We start from the raw sequence: 19,698 nt of genomic DNA on the forward strand, positions 1-19,698 counted from the left end.
ATCTTCCGCAGGGCACGATGCAGCCCGAATCGAATGTCGTCAATCGCCGCAGCCGTCCTCACCCTGGAGCGGCAGCGCTGAAAAGGCTCACTGAGCAACACCGGGGATCACTAAGCCGATCAGAGACGCTGAAGTAGTTCACGTTGGCCCCGGCCCACACCGGGAACCGCTCGCGGCGGCAGCGCGTTCAGCGCAAGCGGGTCCGCAAGGACCCGGCCGCCCGGCGGGCCGAAATCGTCGAGACGGCCGCCGCCATCGCCCTGGCCGAAGGTCTGGAGAGCATCACGTTGCGCCGGATCGGCGAGCAGCTCGACGTCCGCCCGGGGCTGATCAGTCACTACTTCCCCTCGGCCGAGGATCTCGTCGCCGAGGCCTTCGGCAGCGCGGCGAGCGCCGAGCTCGACACCCTCCTCCCGGCCGAGTGCCCGGACGGCACGCCCACCGCGCGTCTGGCCCGGTTCTTCGCCCACACCTCGGGCGAGCAGTACGACGCCATCAGACGGCTGTGGATCAACGCGCCACCTCAGCCGCTACCGGCCGGTCCTGAGCGACCGGGTCTCCGAACAGGAGGCCGCCTGGCGGGGACGGCTGGAAGGGCTGGTCCGGGAGGGCGTGGCGGCAGGCGAGTTCCGCACCGACGACCCCCTGGTGACGACCATCCAGATCCTGGTCGTGCTCGACGGCCTGGGCGCTCACGCCAACACCGTGACCCCCGAACGACCGCCGGCCGTGGCCCGTATGGCCGTCACCGTCGCCGAGCGCGAACTCGGCCTGCCCGCAGGGTCGTTGGACCACACGACCGGCTGACCCGACATCAAGTACGCCCCCTGAACCACCGGAGGACCCCGTGCCCGCCGATCTCGTCCTGCTCTCCGCCCGGCTGCTCGACCCCGGCACGGGCAGGCTCCTTCCGCACACCGCGCTAGCCGCCGAGGGCGGGCTGATCACCTTTCTCGGCGACGACCGGGCGGCCCGCGCCCTCGCCGGGCCCGGCACCACGGTCGTCGACCTGCGCGGAGCGGTGGTCACCGCGGGCTTCACCGACGGGCATCTGCACCCGGTCTCCGGCGCCGAATGCACCATGGGCGTCGACCCGACCGCCTGCCGGGACCTGCCCGCCGTACGCGCCGCGCTCGCCGAGGCCGCCGGGACCCTGCGGCCTGGAGCCTGGCTGCGCGGCTGGGGCCTGGACCCCAACGCCTTCGGTGCCGAGCCGGTCGGCGCGGCCGCGCTCGGCCCGGTCCTCGACGGCGTACCCACGCTCATCGACCTGTTCGACGGACACTCGGTGCTGGCCAGTGCGCGGGCGCTGGAACTGGCGGGCGTCGACGGCCCGCGGGAGTTCACGCAGGGTTCCGAGATCGTCTGCGACGCCGACGGGCGGCCCACCGGCCTGCTGCTGGAGGACGCGGCCTGCGAACTGGTCGAGGCCGTCGCACCCCGGCCCACCGAGGCCGAGGTACGGGCCCGCGCCGCCGAGGGTCCTGGGCGCCATGGCAGCGGCAGGCCTCACCGGCGGCCACGCCATGGACGCAGGTGGGAAGAGCCTGTCCGTCTACGCCGCTCTGGAGGCCGACGGCGCACTGCCCCTGCGGCTGCGGGTCGCCCCCTGGCGCAGGCCGGAGGCCGACGACGAAGCCGTCGCCGAACTCGTCCGGCTGCAGGGCACCGGGGGCGCGCTGTGGCAGGTCGCCGGCGTGAAGCTGTTCATGGACGGCACCATCGACAACGGCACCGCCTGGCTCGAAGTCCCCGACTGCCACGGCGAGTCGGCCCACGCCTACTGGCCAGACCCGCAGCGCTACACCCAGGTGATCGCGGCGCTCCACCGGGCCGGTGTGCCCACCGCCACCCACGCGATCGGCGACGCGGCGGTACGGCACGTGCTGGACTCGGTCGAGAAGGCCCACGCGGAGAGCCCGGCCCCGGTACGGCACCGGGTCGAGCACATCGAGACGGTGCCCGACGACACCGTACGGCGGTTCGCACGGCTCGGCGTGGCCGCGTCCATGCAGCCCACCCACTGCTGCGAGTTCACCCGGGCCGACCACACCGACAACTGGTCGCGCCGGCTCGGCGAGGAGCGTGCCGGGCGCGCGTTCCGCTGCCGCGATCTGTGGGCGGCCGGGGCCCGGGTCGTCCTCGGCTCCGACTGGCCCATCGCGCCGTACCCGCCGCTGCAGGTCATGGCCGGCGCCCGGCACCGCCGCCCCGCCGACCTCTCCCTGCCTCCGCACGGGCCCGACCAGGCCCTCACCGCGCTGCAGGCGCTGCAGGGCATCACCGTCAACGCGGCCTGGGCCGCCGGGGAGGAGCACCTCGCCGGCCGGCTCGCCGTCGGCCGGCGTGCCGACCTGACGGTGCTGGCCGAGAACCCGCTGGAGGTCCCCGACACCGAGCTGGCCGACCTGCCGGTCGTCCTGACGGTGCTGGCGGGCCGGCCCACGCACCGGGCCGCCGACGTGTAGTCGACGGCCCGGGCACCCTTCGGGTCAGCGCTGGGGAACGGGCACCGCCTGTCCGGGCGGGCCCGCCGCCACGGCCGCCGACTTGATCACGTCGACGTCACTCGCCCGGACATAGGCGAGCCGGTGGCCGAGCTGGATCTCGTAGTACTCCTCCTGGCCCCGCACCACCGGGGAAGGGGAGTCGTTGGAGGAAGGTTTCTCCAGATAGGAACCGAGGACGCGGGACTGCGTCACATACCGTTGGCCCGCACGGATGGTGTACGGGAGCGGCGACTCCTCGGGCAGCTCGTCCGCATCCTCCGGATAGGCGTCCTCCTCCGGCAGGGCGCGGCCGAACGCCTCGACCTCCCGCAGGCCCTCCTTCGGGGTCACCATCAGGCCGCGCGCACCGACCGCCGTCGGGTGACCCTGCGGATTCTTGAACCAGGCCTTGTGACCCTGGAACCAGATCGCCGTCCAGTCGCCGCTCCGGTCGGCGACCGCGAAGGTCTGGCCCGCCGAGACCCGCGACCCGAGGTCGTTGACGTCCACGGTGGAGTCCTCGCCGTCGGGGTGCCGGCCGGGGTCCTGGATCAACGGCGCGTTGTCGTACGGATCGGTGTGCAGGCGGACCGCACTGGAGCCGTGCGGCGCGCACTTCACACCGCTCTTGGTGCAGCCGGTGAACCGCGGCTTGTAGGTGGGGTAGTCCGGCAGGATCATCACGACGTCGCTGTCCGGCCCGGCCGTCGCCTTCAGCGGCGCGCCGAGCAGGTCGAAGTAGTGCCGCCAGTCCCAGAAGGGGCCCGGGTCGTCGTGCATGTCCGGGATGGAGTCCTCGGTCGGGGCCGGCACGTTGTCATGGCCGAAGATGTGCTGCCGGTCGAGCGGAACCCCGTACTTCTTCGCCAGGTACTTCACCAGGCGGGCCGAGGACCGGTACATCGTCTCCGTGTACCAGGCGTCGGGATGCCGCAGGAATCCCTCGTGCTCGATCCCGATCGAACGGGCGTTCACGAACTGGCTGCCGGAGTGCCAGGCCGAGTCCTTGATCCTGACGTGCTGGGTGATGTGACCGTCCCGGGAGCGGATGGAGTAGTGCCACGACGCCTCCTCCGGATCCTGGATCGTCTGCAGCATCGACGCCAGCGGTGCCTCGGTGTCGTGGATGACGATGTAGTCGATCCGCTGGTCCTTGGGCCGGTCGGCCAGCTGGTGGTTGCCGTACTCGTCGTCGTCGATCTCGACGTACGGCGCGCTGAGCCAGGAGCAGGACAGCTCAGGCGGGCAGTCGACCTCCTTCGGGTGTGGTGCGCCCGTGGTGGCGGGGCGGTGCGGGCGGACACGGGGGCTCGCCGCGAGGGTGACGCGCTGCCCCGCGTCGGTGACGCGGCGCGCGCCCCGGCGGATCACGTCGAAGACGTCGTCCGCGTAGGTCTCCGCCGAGGCCCGGTCGGCGGCGCCCGGGAAGGCGGCCACGGTCTCCCACCAGTCCGCCGGATTGGGGCTGAGCGGCTTGCCGAGCTTTTGCTGGGTCGCCGCGAGGAGGGCCGCACCGCCGCGCACGTTGGCCGCGTCGTCCGTCCGCAGCTCTTCGGCCGGAAGCCCGGTCAGGCGTGCGGCCCGTCGCAGGTCCGCCGCGGGTTTCGGCATGCCTGAGGAGGGCGACCCCGCGGCCCCCGCGCGCGGCTGTCCCTTCTTGAGCTGTGGCGTCTGCTGGGGCTGGGGCGCGTCCACCAGGTGCATCGGACCGTAGCCGCCGACGACGCTCGGCGCGCCCTGGTGGGAGTCCCACCGCGACTGCAGGTAGGACACGCCCATGAGCACGCTCCGGGGGACGTGGTACTCGTTCGCGGCGGCCTTGTACTCGTCCTGCAGACGTTGGTCGGACGGAGCGACCTCCCCCGAGCGGTCGATCAGCAACGGCACCAGAAGCGCCGCCGAAGCGGTCACACAGATGATCCGCCGGTGCCCGCGTACGGCACTGGAGACGCGGGGGGCGACGCGTTTTTTCATGAAGGTGCCTCCGACGAGGTTCAGCGTGGTGGCCAGGGACAGGTGCGACCAGGGCACAGTTGACTGCCCTTCAGGGCAAAGAGGGTTGCCCTTTGCGTCACCCCTCGTACGTTTCCGTGCCTCGCGCGCCACGTCGCGCCGAGCGTCACCGGCGTGGACCAGCCGTCGGGCACAGGCCACCCGGTCGGCGGCACCCTGCCCGCCCCGGCGGCGGGCTCAGTCCTCGACCGGGTCCACCTGCCAGCCGGGGTGTCCCGGCATGGGCGGGGTGTGCGGCCCGTACAGCCAAGGCGTCAGAAAGGGCGTCAGATCCTCGCCCGCGACGCGGGACGCGAGCCTGACGAAGTCCGCGGTGCCGGCGGCCCGGCCCCGGTACGTCGTCACCCAGGAGCGTTCGATCCGGTCGAAGGTGTCCTCGCCCACCTTCTCCTGCAGCGCGTAGAGCACCAGCGCCGAGCCGTCGTAGCGCATCTGCCGGAACAGGGTGGACGCGGTCGGCTCGGCGGGTGCGCCGTCGTCGTGCCGCCACTGGTCGTGCTGTTCGTAGGCGGCGCGCATCATGCCCGCCAGGTCGATGCCGCCGTGGGTGTCGGAGTAGAGCAGCTCGTAGAAACGGGCGTGTCCCTCGCTCAGCCACAGGTCCGACCACCGCCGGATCGCGACGCTGTCGCCGGTCCAGTGGTGGGCCAGCTCGTGCACGAGGTTGCGCTCGGCGCCGACCTGATCCCCCGACAGATCGGCGCCCGGCACGACCGACAGCGACTGGGTCTCCAGGGCCACCGGCAGGTCGGTGTTCCCGACCAGCACGCCGTAGCGGCGGAAGGGATAGGGGCCGAGCCGCTGTTCGAGCCAGGCCAGATGCTCGGGGGTGAGCGCGCGGTACGCCTCGGTGTCCGTGACCAGGTCCTCGGGGACCACGTCCCGTAGGGGCAGCCCGCGCGGACCCGTGCCGTCCACGACGGAGAACCTTCCGATGGCCATCTGGACCAGCTGGGCCGCGACCGGTTCCTCGGAGTCGTAGGTCCACCGGATCCGCCCGTCGGGCTGCCGTACGCGCCCGACGAGCCGGCCGCCTGCCACCGCGGTCAGCCCCGGCGGGGTGGTGATCCGGAAGGTGAACGGTGCCCGCACGCTGGGGTGGTCGTCTGCCGGGAAGACCATCCTGGCGCCGTCGGGCTGGAGCGACAGCAGGGTGCCGTCGGCCGTGGGGACCCAGCCGTAGTCCTGGATCGCGTCGTCGCGGTGGCGTCGCTGCGTCGGGTCGGCGGTGTAGGCGACCCGGACGGTGAACGCACCCCCGCGGGCGATCGGCCTCGCCGGGGTGACGACCAGCTCGTCGCCGTCGCGCACGGCCTTCGCCGGTGTGCCGTCGACGGTGACCGCGTGCAGCGCGTTGCCCGCGAAGTCGAGGTCGAAGCGGGACAGGGCCTGTGTGGCGGTGGCACGGATGGTGGTGGTCGCGGCGAAGGGCGTGCGGGGTGCGCGCCAGTCGAAGTCGAGGGTGTAGCGGCGGACCGTGTAGCCGCCGTTGCCGTCGAGCGGCGCGAGCGGGTCGCCGAGTCCGCGGGCACCGGGGGAGGGGACCTCGCCGGGCGAGCCGGGGGAGGCACCGGGGGCGGGGTGCCCGGCGCGGTCCGGCGCGCGGTGCTCCCCGTCGGGGAGGACGACGGTGAGGACGGCGGCACCCGCGATGCCGACGGCACCGGCCAGGGTGAGGGCCGCACGGCGGGTACGGATGCGGCGTCGGATGCCGGCGGTCGTGAAGTCCATGGCGGCACTATGTCAGTAAGAAATCATTAATGTGCTTATATCGACCCATTCCGACGCAGCGGCTCCCAGGGCCGGGCTCCGGCGAAAACCTGCCGACTTGCTCCCACCGGGGGAGGTACGGGGCGTAAACCGATCGGATGGGGGAAGAGGGTCATACGGCAAGCCGCGGGGAGTGGTCGGCCGTGCCCGGGGTGCCGGGCCTGGGTACGGGGGGAGGGACCAGGCATGGGCGGGCAGCCCCTGTTTCTCCGTCCGCGGCTGGAACCGCGGCTGCGCTCGCTGGCGGAGTCCGGCGAGCTGCTGCACACGCTCGTGGACGCGCTCGGGTCGCCGCTGCACGCGGTCGTTCCCGACCAGATGGCCGCGAATCTGGAGCGGTTCCGAGCGGTGTACCGCCGCCATCACCTCTCCGGCCAGGTCTTCTTCGCCCACAAGGCCAATCGGTCCAGTGCCCTGCTGAGGCGGCTGGCCGCCACGGACGCGGGCGTGGACGTCGCATCGCTGGGCGAACTGCAGCACGCGCTCAGCGCCGGATTCACTCCCGACCGCATCACCGCCACCGGACCGAAGAACAGGGAGTTCCTCTGGCTGGCCGCGCGGACGTCGGTCACGGTCAGCGTCGACGGCCGTGACGAGCTGGAGCAGCTCGCCGCCCTCGTTCGCAAGCACGCCCTGCCCCGAGCCCGCATCCTGCTGCGGCTGTCGGGGTTCGAGACCGCCGGGGTGCGGGTGCTGAGCCGGCGCAGCCGGTTCGGCTCACCCGTACGGGAGTTGGAGCCGCTGCTGGAGGCGGTCGAGCGGCACCGTGACGTCCTCGACCCGGCGGGAGTGGCGTACCACCTGGACACCACCAGCCTCGACGAGAAGGCCACGGCGCTCGAAGGCTGCCTGCGCGTGCTGGAGGAGTGCCGGGAGCGGGGACTGCGGCCGTCGGCCGTGGACATCGGCGGCGGATTCGGCGTCAACCACCTTGCCGACCGCGAGCAGTGGGAGCGGTACACGACCGAGCTGACCGCCGCCGTCCTCGGCACCCGACCACCCCTGACCTGGGGCGGGCACGGCTACGGGCTGCGCAACGAGGCCGGCACCCTGCGCGGCGCGCTCGGGCTCTACCCCGCGCACCGGCCGGTCGCCGGGGCGCGGTACCTGGACGAACTCCTCGCGCACCCCGCCGCGTCGTTCGGCGGCCGCCCGCTGGCCGACCTGCTGCTGGAGCACCTCTACGACCTGCACACCGAACCCGGGCGGGCACTGCTGGACCAGTGCGGGCTGACCCTCGCGAGGGTGCTGGAGGTCCGCACCCAGGAGGCCGGCGGCGAGCTGCTCGTACGGCTGGAAGCGAAGGCCGACGACATCGCCCTGGAGGAGCACGGCGTCCTCATGGACCCCCTGGTCCTCCCGCGGGACCCGGCACGCACCGACCCCGCCGCGGAGCCGGTCGCCGTCCATCTCTTCGGCAGCCTGTGCCTGGAGGCCGACCTGATCACCCGGCGGACGGTGTTCCTGCCCCGCAGCCCCGAACCGGGCGACCTGCTGGCCTTCGTGAACACCGCCGCCTACTGCATGGACTTCCACGCCACCCGCGCCCAGCACCAGCCCGTCGCCCGCAAGGTCGCCGCCTGGCAGGACGGCGGCTCGTGGCACTGGTGCCTGGACGATCAGTACTGGCCGACCACCTCCGTGGGAGGAGCGCAGTGAGGTACGACAGCATCACCGACGCCATCGGCAACACTCCGCTCGTGCGCATCGACCCGGCCGTACACGGTCTGACCCACATCGACCTGTACGCCAAGCTGGAACTGCTCAATCCGTTCGGATCGGTGAAGGACCGGGCCGCCTGGAACATGGCGCGCCCCCACCTGCGGGCCGCGGCCGAGGACGGCCGGCAGGTCGTGGAGCTGTCCAGCGGCAACACCGCCAAGGCGCTGGCCGTCCTCGCGGGGATGCACGGCCTGACCTTCAAGAGCGTCACCAACCGGATGCGCATCCCGGAGATCAAGGACCTCCTGCTGCTGCTCGGCGCCGAGATCGAGGAACTGCCCGGCCAGAGCGAGTGCCTGGACCCGACCGCCACCGACGACCCGCTCACCCTCTTCCACCGGACGCTGTCCGAACCCGGCGGTGCCTTCCTGCACACCGACCAGTACTTCAACCCGCGCAACATCGAGGCCCACCTCGCCGGCACCGGCCCGGAGATCGTCAAGGACCTGGACGGCCGGGCCCCGGACTGGTTCATCGCCTGCGTGGGCACGGCCGGTTCCTCCACCGGCGTAGCCCGCGCGCTGCGCGAACACGACCCCGCCGTACGGGTCGTCGGACTGGTCGCGGACAAGTCCGACTTCATCCCCGGCATCCGCACCATCGACGAGGCGCGCGAGGTCGGGCTGTTCGACCCGGGCACCTACGACGCGATCGAGGCGGTGAGCGCCGACGACGCGATCGAGGGCATGCTGACGCTGAACCGCCGGTGCGGCATCCTGGCCGGCCCCACCGGCGGAGCCGCCTACTTCGGCGCCCTCCGCCGACTGCGGGCCGCCGACGGCGAACTGACGGAGCGACAGTCGGCCGTCTTCATCGTCTGCGACCGCGTCGAAAGCTACCTGAGCTACGTCCGCCGGCGGCGCCCGGACCTGTTCGGCCGCCCCAGCCGCAGGAACTCACCGGCCGACGTGTCCGACACCGAGGTGCGCGAGGCTCCGGCCGTCGGCGTCGCCGAGGCCCAGGCGTGGATCGCCACCGGCCGGCCGCTCGTGGTCGACCTGCGCAGCCCCTCCGCGTACGCCGCCCTGCACATCGACGGCTCGGTCAACATCGTCGACGAGCTGTTCGAGGAACTGGTCCATGGCGGCCTGCCCTTCAGCCGCAACCGCCCGGTGCTGCTCGCCTGCCCGGTCGGCGAGAAGTCCGCCCGCTACGCCGCGCTGCTGACCCGTATGGGGCACCCGGAGGTCCGCAGCCTGACCGGCGGCATCATCGCCTGGCGCGACGCCGGCGCCCCCCTGGTACGGGACTGAACGGCATGACGGCACCCGGGATCCGTACTCAAGAGCCGTCCGACAGCGAGGAGTTGAGCGCTCTGCGCGCCCAGTTCCCCATCATCACCGGGCACCCGGAGCTGGCCTACCTCGACAGCGCGGCCACCGCGCAGAAGCCGCAGGCCGTACTCGACGCGGTCCAGGCCTACCTCACGACGACCAACGCCAACGCCGGGCGCGGCACCTACACGTGGGCCAACAGGACCACGGCCCTGGTCGAGGAGACCCGGGACCGCGTCAAACGGTTCCTCGGCGATCCGGACCCGGAGCGGTCCGCCGTGCACTTCACGAGCGGCACCACCGAGGGGCTGCGCGCGATCGCCCGCGACTGGCTTCCCCAACTCCTCGCCGACGGCGACGAGATCGTGGTCCCGGTCGCCGACCACCAGGCCAACATCTCACCCTGGCTGGAGGTACGGCAGCAGCTGGCCGGCCAGGGCGTGCGGATCCGCGTCCTGCCGATGCCGTACCAGCAGGCGTCCGGCGACTACGACCACACGGCGCTGGTGTCCCTCGCCGGGCCACGCACCCGGTTCGTCGCCGTGACCCATGTCCACCACGTCTACGGCGGGAACATGAACATCCGCCGCATCCGCGAGGCGGTGGGCCCGGACGCCGTCATCTGCCTGGACGCCGCCCAGAGCGTCGGTCATCTGCCGGTCTCTGTGGCCGAGTTGGACGTCGACTTCGTCGCCTTCTCCGGTCACAAGGCCATGGCCCTGCCCGGCTCGGGGGCCGTCTGGGCGCGCCAGGCACGCGGGGCGGCGTTCACCCCCGGCGGCTGGCCGGGCACGCCCAACACGGCCGGCATCGCCTCCCTGGCCGCGGCGCTGGACTGGCTGGAGGCCGCCGGGCCCGACCGGATCGAGCGGTGGACGGTCGCCCTGGCGGCCCGGCTCACCGACCGGCTGCGCCACCTGGACGCCTACGAGATCCTCGGCTGCCGGACGAGCGTCGCCGCCGACTCACCCGTACAGCAGCGTCAGGGCATCGTCACCTTCCGGCACCGCGACATCGACTCGGGCGACCTGGGGTTCATCCTCTTCAGCCACGGCTTCATGGTCCGCTCCGACAGCCACTGCCAGGGCAGCGCGGGGGAGAAGGCCGACTCGGTACGGGTGAGCCTGCACGTCTACAACAGCATGGAGGAGATCGACAGGCTGCTGTCGGTCCTTGCCACCCTCGGGTGATATCAGCCCCCGATCAGAGAATGGAAACCGTTGTCAGCTGTAGCCTCTGTGAAGGAATCAGGGGCGAGACGGCAAGGTGGCACGACCGTATGGGGCTGAGTCTGGCAACGGCCGAGCGATGGGTGCGGCGGTGGGAGCGGCAGCAGGAGCGGTACGCCGTCGACCGTGAGGAGCGCTTCACGGTGATCGCCGACATGGTCGAGCACATCGCCGCGAGCGCTGCCCACCGGCCGCTGATCGTCGACCTCGGCTGCGGCCCCGGATCGCTGGCGGCCCGCCTGGCCCGGCGGCTCCCGGACGCGGACATCGTGGCGGTGGACCGGGACCCGCTCCTGCTGGAGCTGGCCCGCACCCACCACGCGGACGCGGCCCGCTACGTCGACACGGTCATCGGCGAGCACAGCTGGACCGAGGCCCTGGACCTCGACCGCCCGCTCGACGCGGCCGTCTCGACGACGGCCCTCCACTACCTGAGCCCGGAAACCCTGCGCCGCACCTACGGCCGACTGGCCTCGCTCCTGCGCCCCGGCGGCATCCTCGTCAACGGCGACCACCTCCCCCAGGACGACCCCCAACTCGCCCGGATCGCCGGGCACATCGGACTCCGCCGAACGGAACGCCGACGGGCCTTCGCGCACGAGGACTGGTCCTCCTGGTGGACGGCGATCGCCGAGGACCCCGAAATGACCGACCTCTACACCGAGCACCAGGCCCGCCGCCCCCCGACGGGAACGGACAACGCCGCCCGGCTCTCCCTGTCCGCGCACGTACAGCTCCTGCGGCAGGCGGGCTTCGGTCACGCCGGGCCTGTCTGGCAGTACGGCGACAGCTATGTGGTCGTGGCGATCCGCTGATCAGCCTGGCCCGGCTTGACTTCGAGTGCGCTCCAATTCGTAGCGTCTCGGACATGAGCACTGCACAGCACAAGATCGGTTCGGGTTTCGGGGCCGACAGCACGGCCGACGACGTTCTCGAAGGCATCGACCTCGGCGGAAAGCTCGCGATCGTCACCGGTGGCTACTCGGGGCTCGGGCTGGAGACCACCCGGGCGCTCACCAAGGCGGGGGCCGAGGTCGTCGTGCCGGCGCGGCGTCCGGACGGCGCGCGGGAGGCGCTCGCGGGTCTGGACCGGGTCGAGGTGGACCAGCTCGATCTGGGCGACCTGGAGAGCGTGCGGGCGTTCGCCGAGCGGTTCCTCGCCTCCGGACGCACCGTCGACCTGATGATCAACAATGCCGGAATCATGGCCTGCCCTCAGACCCGGGTCGGAGCCGGCTGGGAGGCGCAGTTCGCCACCAACCACCTCGGCCACTACGCCCTGGTCAACCGCCTCTGGCCGGCGATCGAACCCGGCGGCGCCCGCGTGGTCTCCGTCTCCTCCCGCGGCCACCACTTCTCCGGCATCCGCTGGGACGACGTCCACTGGCAGCAGGGCTACGACAAGTGGGAGGCGTACGGCCAGGCCAAGACCGCGAACGTCCTGTTCGCCGTCCACCTCGACAGGCTCGGCAGGGAGAAGGGGGTGCGCGCCTTCGCACTCCACCCCGGCGGCATCATCACCCCGCTCCAGCGGCACCTGCCCAAGGAGGAGATGGTGGAGCGCGGCTGGATCGACGAGCAGGGCAACGTGCTCAACCCCGAGGGCTTCAAGTCCCCGCAACAGGGTGCGGCCACCCAGGTGTGGGCGGCGACCTCGACCCAGCTGGAGGGCCTCGGCGGCGTCTACCTCGAGGACTGCGACATCGCCGAGCCCGCCTCCGAGGGTGAGCGCCTGGGCGTGAAGGCGTGGGCGACGGACCCGGAGCAGGCGGCCCGCCTGTGGGCACTGTCGGCGGAGCTGACGGGCGTCGACGCGTTCGCGGCCTAGATCCCTCACCGAGGCCCGCCTCGGATCCCTCACCGAGGCCCGCCTCTTGGTCGTCACCGGACCGGTCAGGAATGGAGAAGCGCCGGTCGCGGAGCCGCGGCTACCGTGGCCGCCACGGGTGTCGTCCGGCGTAGGAAAATCGGACGTTACGCTCTATGCCGGTCGGATCCGGCCAGGCGGCACCGGTGGAGACCGTGAGGGCGGGCCCGCCCGAGGGATGGAGTGACGAGAAGCATGGCCAAGAGGACGGACACGCAGTCGCCTGCGCCGCACGCTGCCGACAGCCACGAACTGATCCGCGTGCACGGCGCGCGTGAGAACAACCTCAAGGACATCACCGTCGCGATCCCCAAGCGCCGGCTGACCGTCTTCACCGGCGTCTCCGGCTCGGGCAAGAGCTCCCTGGTGTTCGACACGATCGCCGCCGAGTCGCAGCGTCTGATCAACGAGACCTACAGCACCTTCGTGCAGGGCTTCATGCCCACGCTGGCGCGCCCCGACGTCGACGTGCTGGAAGGGCTGACGACCGCGATCATCGTCGACCAGCAGCGGATGGGCTCCGACCCCCGCTCCACGGTCGGCACCGCCACCGACGCCAACGCGATGCTGCGCATCCTCTTCAGCCGGCTCGGGCAGCCGCACATCGGTTCGTCCCGGGCGTTCTCCTTCAACATCCCGTCGATCAGCGGCGCGGGTGCGGTCACGGTCGAGCGCGGCGGCAAGACAGTCAAGGAGCGGCGCAGCTTCAGCATCACCGGCGGCATGTGCCCGCGCTGCGAGGGCCGGGGCACGGTCACCGACATCGACTTGACCCAGCTGTACGACGACAGCAAGTCGCTGAGCGAGGGTGCGCTGACAATCCCCGGCTACAGCATGGACGGCTGGTACGGCCGTATCTTCAAGGGCTGCGGCTTCTTCGACCCGGACAAGCCGATCCGCAGGTTCACCAAGAAGGAACTGCACGACCTCCTCCACAAGGAGCCCACCAAGATCAAGGTCGAGGGCATCAACCTGACCTACGAGGGTCTGATCCCCAAGATCCAGAAGTCGATGCTGTCCAAGGACGTCGACGCGCTGCAGCCGCACATCCGCGCGTTCGTCGAGCGGGCGATGACGTTCACCACCTGCCCCGACTGCGACGGCACCCGGCTCAGCGAAGGAGCCCGGTCCTCGAAGATCGAGGGGATCAGCATCGCCGACGCCTGCGCGATGCAGATCAGCGACCTGGCCGCATGGGTCCGCGGTCTCGACGAACCGTCGGTCAAGCCGCTGCTGACGGCGCTGGGGGAGACCCTCGACTCGTTCGTCCGGATCGGCCTCGGCTACCTGTCGCTGGACCGGCCGTCGGGCACGCTGTCGGGCGGCGAGGCCCAGCGCGTCAAGATGATCCGCCACCTCGGCTCCTCGCTCACCGACGTCACCTACGTCTTCGACGAGCCCACGACGGGCCTGCACCCCCATGACATCCAGCGGATGAACGACCTGCTGCTGAGCCTGCGGGACAAGGGCAACACCGTGCTCGTCGTGGAGCACAAGCCCGAGGTCATCGCGATCGCCGACCACGTCGTCGACCTCGGCCCAGGTGCCGGCACGGCGGGCGGCACCGTCTGCTTCGAGGGCACCGTCGAGGGGCTGCGGGCCGGCGGCACCGTCACCGGCCGCCACTTCGACGACCGGGCCGCCGTCAAGGACTCGGTGCGCAGGCCCACCGGCATGCTGCAGATCCGCGGCGCGCGGGCGAACAACCTGCAGGACGTCGACGTCGACGTCCCGCTCGGGGTGCTGACGGTCATCACCGGCGTCGCCGGCTCCGGCAAGAGCTCGCTCGTGCACGGGTCGATCCCCGCCGCCGAGGGTGTCGTGTCGGTCGACCAGGGCGCGATCCGCGGCTCGCGGCGCAGCAACCCGGCGACGTACACCGGACTGCTCGACCCGATCCGCAAGGCGTTCGCCAAGGCCAACGGCGTGAAGCCGGCCCTGTTCAGCGCCAACTCCGAGGGCGCCTGCCCCACCTGCAACGGCGCCGGCGTCATCTACACCGACCTGGCGATCATGGCCGGCATCGCCACCACCTGCGAGGAGTGCGAGGGCAGGCGGTTCGACGCCTCGGTGCTCGAGTATCGCCTCGGCGACCGGGACATCAGCGAGGTGCTGGCGATGTCGGTGACCGAGGCCGGCGAGTTCTTCGCGGCCGGTGAGGCCCGTATGCCGGCGGCGCACCGCATACTCGACCGGCTCGCCGACGTCGGCCTCGGCTACCTCACCCTCGGCCAGCCGCTGACGACCCTCTCCGGCGGCGAGCGCCAGCGGCTCAAGCTGGCCACCCACATGGCCGAGAAGGGCGGTGTCTACGTCCTCGACGAGCCGACCACCGGCCTCCACCTCGCCGACGTCGAGCAGCTGCTGGGCCTGCTCGACCGACTGGTCGACTCCGGCAAGTCGGTCATCGTCATCGAGCACCACCAGGCGGTCATGGCGCACGCCGACTGGATCATCGACCTCGGCCCCGGTGCCGGTCACGACGGCGGCCGGATCGTCTTCGAGGGCACCCCGGCCGACCTCGTCGCAGCCCGCTCCACCCTCACCGGCGAACACCTCGCGGCCTACGTCGGCGCCTGACCGCGCGTCGACGGGACGGCGCGCGTGCTCGGCGTGCAGGACTCCCGGAATCACCCAGGCCTCTCGACCGGCTCGCCCGCCTCTACGACCGCCTGGAGGTCCCCGCACAGCCACGGGCGCGCCCTCGACGACGTGGACGCCTACGATGTCCGCGACGGAGAGACCGTGGCCGGCACCACTGCATCGTGGACGCGGCCACAGGGCCGATCGAGGAGGGCTGTGTGACCGTCGCCGACATGGTGGCCCGCCGAGGACGAGGCGGTTGTCCCCGTACGCCGGCACTGCGCGTCGGCGACTCGCGCACCGGCGGCGGCTCATGAGTGAGGCGATCGTGGTGGGGGCCGGCCCGAACGGGCTGGCCGCCGCCGTCACCCTGGCCCGGCACGGGCTGCGGGTCACCGTCCTGGAGGCCGCCGACGAGATCGGCGGCGGCACCCGCAGCGGCGAGGCCATCGTGCCCGGACTGCTGCACGACCACTGCTCCGCGGTGCATCCCATGGCGGTCGGCTCGCCGTTCCTGCGCGAGCTGGACCTGGGCCGGTACGGCCTGCAGTGGCGGCTGCCGGACGTCGACTGCGCGCATCCGCTCGACGGCGGATCGGCCGGCGTCCTGTACCGCTCCGTCAGCGACACCGCGGCCGCGCTGGGCCGGGACGGGGCGCGGTGGCGGCGGTTGTTCGACGGACCCGCCGCCGCCTTCGACATCCTGGCGGAGGACGTCATGGGCCCGCTGCTCCGGGTGCCGCGTCACCCGGTCCGGCTCGCCCGGTTCGGGCTCCCGGCCCTGCTCCCCGCCGCGGCACTGGTACGCACGTTCGCCACGCAGGAGGCCCGGGCGCTGTTCGGCGGAGTGGCGGCCCACGCCTTCCAGCCGCTGCACCACCCGATGAGTTCCAGCATCGGCCTCGGCATCCTGACCGCCGGACACCGGCACGGCTGGGCGGTCGCGGCGGGCGGCTCCCGCGCCATCACCGACGCCCTCGCGGCCCTGCTCGCCGATCTCGGCGGCAAGATCGAGACGGGGGTGCGGGTCCGGTCGGCCGCGGACCTTCCGCCCGCCGACGTGACCATGTTCGACCTCGCGCCCGGGGCGGTGGCCGACATCCTCGGCGACCGGCTGCCGCCGCGCGTCGCCCGCGCCTACCGGCGGTTCCGGTACGGCCCCGGCGCCTTCAAGGTGGACTTCGCGGTCGAGGGCGGCGTGCCCTGGACCGCCCTGCCGGCGCGCCGGGCGGGCACGGTGCATCTCGGCGGCCCGTTCTCCGAAGTGGCCTTCACAGAACGGGAGATCACTGCCGGACGGATGCCCGAGCGGCCGTTCGTCCTGGTGGGCCAGCAGTACCTGGCCGACCCGCAGCGCTCGGTCGGCGACGTGCACCCGGTGTGGACCTACGCGCATGTGCCGCACGGCTACGACGGCGACGCCACCGAGGCGATCATCGCCCAGATCGAGCGGTTCGCCCCCGGGTTCCGGGACCGCGTGGTCGGCATGAGCACCCGCCCCACCTCCGCCTTCCCCGCCCACAACCCGAACTACGTCGGCGGCGACATCCTCACCGGCGCCAAGAACATCCCCCAACTCCTCTTCGGCCCCCGCCTCGGCCTCGATCCATACGCCACCGGGCTCCCCGGTCACTACCTCTGCTCGGCGGCGACCCCGCCGGGCCCCGGGGCGCACGGGATGTGCGGCCACCATGCCGCCCGAGCCGCGCTGGAAGCGCTGTAACCGACGACCCGTCGTCTAATACTTGACACTGGATGTCAAGTATTGCCCTGAGACTGGGCCCCTCCGAACGGCAGTCCCACGGCTTCAGGAGGACCCATGAACAGCCACCCGACCCTCTTTCCCACCGAAAGCGAAAACCCCTCGCGCAAGGTGTCCGGCTCGCCCGAGCGGGCCTGGCTCGGCGTGGTGTCGGCCGAGCACGCCCGGCATGCGAGCAGGCACGGCTGGATCCAGCTCAACCACGGCGACCGCCGTAATCTCGCCCGGATGCGCCGGGGCGACGGTTTCGTCTTCTACTCGCCCACCGAGCGCATGGGCGACAGAGGCCGACTGCGCGCCTTCACGGCCCTGGGAGTCATTGCCGACGACGAGCCCTATCTCGCCGACGAGGTCATGAACATGGGTGCCAGAGGCACTGTGCGGCCGTGGCGTCGTGCCGTCGACTTCGAGGACGTGCACGCCGCCGACCTGCGCACCGTCGCCGACGACCTGCTCCTGACCCAGCGGCCGAACTGGGGGTACGGGCTGCGCTTCGGCCTGGTTCCACTGGCCGTGGAGGACTTCGAGCTGCTCCGCGTCGCGATGGAGTGATGCGGGCGTGGGCATGGGCACGGGGGCCCCGGCCACCCAGCCGGACGACGAGGTGCGCGGAAGACTCCGGCCGACGTACGCGGAGAACCCGGACTCCCTCATCGCCGTGGGACACGTGGTCGCCATCGAGTTCGCGACCATCGCGGCGGCGAACAACTACTGGCGCTGAGCCGCCTCCCCGTCTCATCAACTGCCCTGGGCCACGGCCGCCCCGTCACCGGCTGTGGAGCTCTGGGCGGGCCTTCCGATTCCGCTGCGCAATCTCTGACTGACTTCTTTCACCTCGGTGGCCAATCACCTGTGTCGGCCTAACGATTGGGTCCGATGAGTGCCCCGTTGATCTGGACACAGCGTTTGCAGTTGCGCAGTGTGATCGAAAGGTGAACGAGGAAATGATTCCCCTGTCGTACGCGCAGCGCCGCATCTGGTTCATCACCCGCTTCGAGGGTCCGTCCTCGACGTACAACATCCCGCTGCTCCTGCGGTTCCACGGAGCGCTCGACAGGGCCGCGTTACGCACCGCGTTCCAGGACGTGATGGTGCGCCACGAGGTCCTTCGGACGGTCTTCGGCGAACTGGACGGCGAGCCGTTCCAGCGCATCCTCGACCCGGCCGAGGTCGAGCTGCCCTGGAAGGACTGGGGGCGGGTGGCTCCCGACCGGGTGCCCGGTGTGATCTCCTCGGTCACGAGCGGCTGGTTCGACCTGTCCGCCGACGTACCGCTGCGGGGGAGCCTCGTCCAGAGCGGCGACGAAGAGTTCCTGCTGGTACTGGTGATCCATCACATCGCCGGTGACGGTGCGTCGTTGGCGCCGCTGGCGCGGGACGTGTCCATGGCGTACCGCGCACGGGTGGCCGGCCATGAGCCGGAGTGGACCGAACTGCCGGTGCAGTACGCGGACTACACGCTGTGGCAGCGGGAGGAATTGGGCGACCTGGCAGACCCGGAGAGCCTCCTGTCGGTCCAGGCGGCGTACTGGCGCGAGGAACTCGCCGGGGTGTCGAAGCCGTTGCCGCTGCCGCTGGACCGGCCCCGGCCCGAGGCGGCGAGCCACCGGGGCGGATCGGTGGAGATCGGCCTCTCGACCGAGACGCGGACGCGGATCGAGGCGATGGCCCGCGCCCACGGCGCGACGGTGTCGATGGTGTTCCAGGCCGCGCTGACCGTGTTGCTGCACCGGATGGGCAGCGGCGACGACGTGACGGTCGGATCGCCGATCGCGGGCCGCACCGACGAGGCGCTGAGCGACCTGGTGGGGTTCTTCGTCAACTCGTGGGTGCTACGGGTCCGGTTGTCCGTGGAGTCGTCGTTCGAGCGGGTGCTGGAACAGGTACGGCAGAAGGCGCTCGCGGCGTACGAGAATCAGGACGTCCCGTTCGAGAGACTGCTGGAGTTGCTGCGGCCGGAACGGTCGGCCGCGCACCACCCGCTGTTCCAGGTGGTGCTCGCATGGCAGAACAACGTGCCGCCGGAACTGGACATGCCCGGCCTGATGGTGTCGATGGAACCCATCCCGACCGGCACCGCGAAGTTCGACCTGTTCTTCAACCTCGCGCCGGACGAGTCCGACGGGTCGGTGACGGGCGAGATCGAGTACGCCACCGACCTCTTCGACCGCTCGACGGTGGAACAGATCGCGGCGCGGTTCGTGCGCGTGGTGGAGCAGGTCGTCGCCGACCCCGGGATCACCGTCGGCGCCGTCGACGTGCCGGCCGTCGCCGAGCGGGAGCACGGCACCACGGGCGCACTGACAGAAGCCGCGAGCCGCTCGCTCGACGCGGACGAGCGCCACAAGATCCTCGTGGAATGGAACGACACGGCCCGCGACTTCCCGTGCCCCGGCCCGCTTCATCTGCTGTTCGAGGAGCAGGCCGTCTCGCGGCCGGACGCGATCGCGGTGCGCTGGGCCGACGGAGCCATGACCTACGGCGAGTTGAACGACCGGGCGAACCGGATCGCCTGGGACCTCAAGGAGCGCGGTGTCGGCCCGGAGACCGTGGTCGGCATCGGAGTCCGCCGCGGCCCGATCATGGTCGCCGCCGTGTTCGGCGTGCTCAAGGCCGGCGGCGCCTACCTGCCCCTCGAACCGTCGCTGCCCGCCGAGCGCGTCGCCGGCATGCTCGCCGACACCGGGGCCCACCTCGTGTTGTCCACCTCGGACACCGAACCCCTGGCTCTCCCGGCCGATGTCGAACTCGTCGAGGTGGCCGGTGAGCAGGAGCCACTGCTCCCCGTCGCCGAGGGCAACCCGGAGCCGGTCGCCGGGCCGGACAACACCGCGTACATCATCTTCACTTCCGGCAGCACCGGAAAGCCCAAGGGCGTCGTGGTCACCCACCGCCCCGTGCACAACCTGCTCAACTGGTGCTACCGCACCTTCGACTTCGGCCCCGACGACATGGCCTTGTGCGTCACCTCGCTCGGCTTCGACCTCTC

At 71.6% G+C, this 19,698-nt stretch carries 13 protein-coding genes and 3 pseudogenes; 13 read left to right on the forward strand and 3 right to left on the reverse strand.

Annotation, left to right across the window (positions count from 1 at the left end; all coding sequences use genetic code 11):
- A pseudogene (locus ACFY3C_RS45310) lies at nt 1–81 on the forward strand (IS5/IS1182 family transposase); the annotation flags it as partial.
- A 38-nt stretch (nt 82–119) separates the two neighbouring features.
- Here ACFY3C_RS45310 and ACFY3C_RS45315 read toward each other — a convergent pair.
- Nucleotides 120–338, reverse strand: a complete 219-nt coding sequence (locus ACFY3C_RS45315; protein WP_390775140.1) for a hypothetical protein — start codon at nt 336–338, stop codon at nt 120–122.
- Between ACFY3C_RS45315 and ACFY3C_RS45320 the strand changes: the two are divergent.
- Both ACFY3C_RS45320 and ACFY3C_RS45325 read left to right on the forward strand, forming a co-directional pair.
- A pseudogene (locus tag ACFY3C_RS45320) lies at nt 234–807 on the forward strand (TetR/AcrR family transcriptional regulator). The gene ACFY3C_RS45315 and the pseudogene ACFY3C_RS45320 overlap by 105 nt on opposite strands.
- A 40-nt stretch (nt 808–847) precedes the next feature.
- Nucleotides 848–2,468 (forward strand): annotated as a pseudogene (locus tag ACFY3C_RS45325) (amidohydrolase).
- 24 nt (nt 2,469–2,492) lie between these two features.
- Here ACFY3C_RS45325 and ACFY3C_RS45330 read toward each other — a convergent pair.
- Together ACFY3C_RS45330 and ACFY3C_RS45335 are read right to left on the reverse strand one after the other, a co-directional pair.
- Complete coding sequence (locus tag ACFY3C_RS45330; protein ID WP_390775138.1) at nt 2,493–4,463, reverse strand: N-acetylmuramoyl-L-alanine amidase; 1,971 nt, start codon at nt 4,461–4,463, stop codon at nt 2,493–2,495.
- A gap of 216 nt (nt 4,464–4,679) precedes the next feature.
- The gene (locus tag ACFY3C_RS45335) at nt 4,680–6,233 is read right to left on the reverse strand and encodes a M1 family metallopeptidase (RefSeq protein WP_390775130.1); all 1,554 of its coding nucleotides are present in this window, start codon (nt 6,231–6,233) and stop codon (nt 4,680–4,682) included.
- Nucleotides 6,234–6,458: 225 nt separating this feature from the next.
- Here ACFY3C_RS45335 and ACFY3C_RS45340 point away from each other — a divergent pair, with 225 nt between their 5' ends.
- The 10 genes from ACFY3C_RS45340 to ACFY3C_RS45385 all read left to right on the forward strand — a co-directional run.
- Entirely contained in the window at nt 6,459–7,931 is a 1,473-nt protein-coding gene (locus tag ACFY3C_RS45340) for a Y4yA family PLP-dependent enzyme (protein WP_386580648.1), read from the forward strand.
- Complete coding sequence (locus ACFY3C_RS45345) at nt 7,928–9,247, forward strand: pyridoxal-phosphate dependent enzyme (RefSeq protein WP_390775131.1); 1,320 nt, start codon at nt 7,928–7,930, stop codon at nt 9,245–9,247. The genes ACFY3C_RS45340 and ACFY3C_RS45345 overlap by 4 nt, the downstream gene beginning before the upstream one ends.
- 5 nt (nt 9,248–9,252) lie before the next feature.
- Complete coding sequence (locus tag ACFY3C_RS45350; protein WP_390775132.1) at nt 9,253–10,458, forward strand: aminotransferase class V-fold PLP-dependent enzyme; 1,206 nt, start codon at nt 9,253–9,255, stop codon at nt 10,456–10,458.
- An 89-nt stretch (nt 10,459–10,547) separates the two neighbouring features.
- Nucleotides 10,548–11,312: a methyltransferase domain-containing protein gene (locus tag ACFY3C_RS45355; protein WP_390775133.1), complete on the forward strand. Its 765-nt coding sequence runs from the start codon at nt 10,548–10,550 to the stop codon at nt 11,310–11,312.
- A gap of 53 nt (nt 11,313–11,365) precedes the next feature.
- On the forward strand, nt 11,366–12,325 hold the full coding sequence (locus ACFY3C_RS45360; RefSeq protein WP_390775134.1) for an SDR family NAD(P)-dependent oxidoreductase: 960 nt from the start codon (nt 11,366–11,368) through the stop codon (nt 12,323–12,325).
- 234 nt (nt 12,326–12,559) lie between these two features.
- A complete protein-coding gene (locus tag ACFY3C_RS45365) occupies nt 12,560–14,944 on the forward strand; it encodes an ATP-binding cassette domain-containing protein (RefSeq protein WP_390775135.1) in 2,385 nt (794 codons plus the stop codon).
- 316 nt (nt 14,945–15,260) lie between these two features.
- Entirely contained in the window at nt 15,261–16,670 is a 1,410-nt protein-coding gene (locus tag ACFY3C_RS45370) for a phytoene desaturase family protein (RefSeq protein WP_390775136.1), read from the forward strand.
- A gap of 96 nt (nt 16,671–16,766) precedes the next feature.
- Nucleotides 16,767–17,261, forward strand: coding sequence for an EVE domain-containing protein (locus ACFY3C_RS45375; RefSeq protein ID WP_386580661.1), 495 nt, complete (start codon nt 16,767–16,769; stop codon nt 17,259–17,261).
- Nucleotides 17,262–17,274: 13 nt separating this feature from the next.
- On the forward strand, nt 17,275–17,430 hold the full coding sequence (locus tag ACFY3C_RS45380) for a hexameric tyrosine-coordinated heme protein (protein ID WP_390775139.1): 156 nt from the start codon (nt 17,275–17,277) through the stop codon (nt 17,428–17,430).
- Nucleotides 17,431–17,653: 223 nt separating this feature from the next.
- The coding region (locus ACFY3C_RS45385; RefSeq protein WP_390775137.1) for a condensation domain-containing protein at nt 17,654–19,698 on the forward strand (2,045 nt) is incomplete at its 3' end.

The organism is Streptomyces sp. NPDC001410 (assembly GCF_042895235.1).
Lineage (GTDB): Bacteria > Actinomycetota > Actinomycetes > Streptomycetales > Streptomycetaceae > Streptomyces.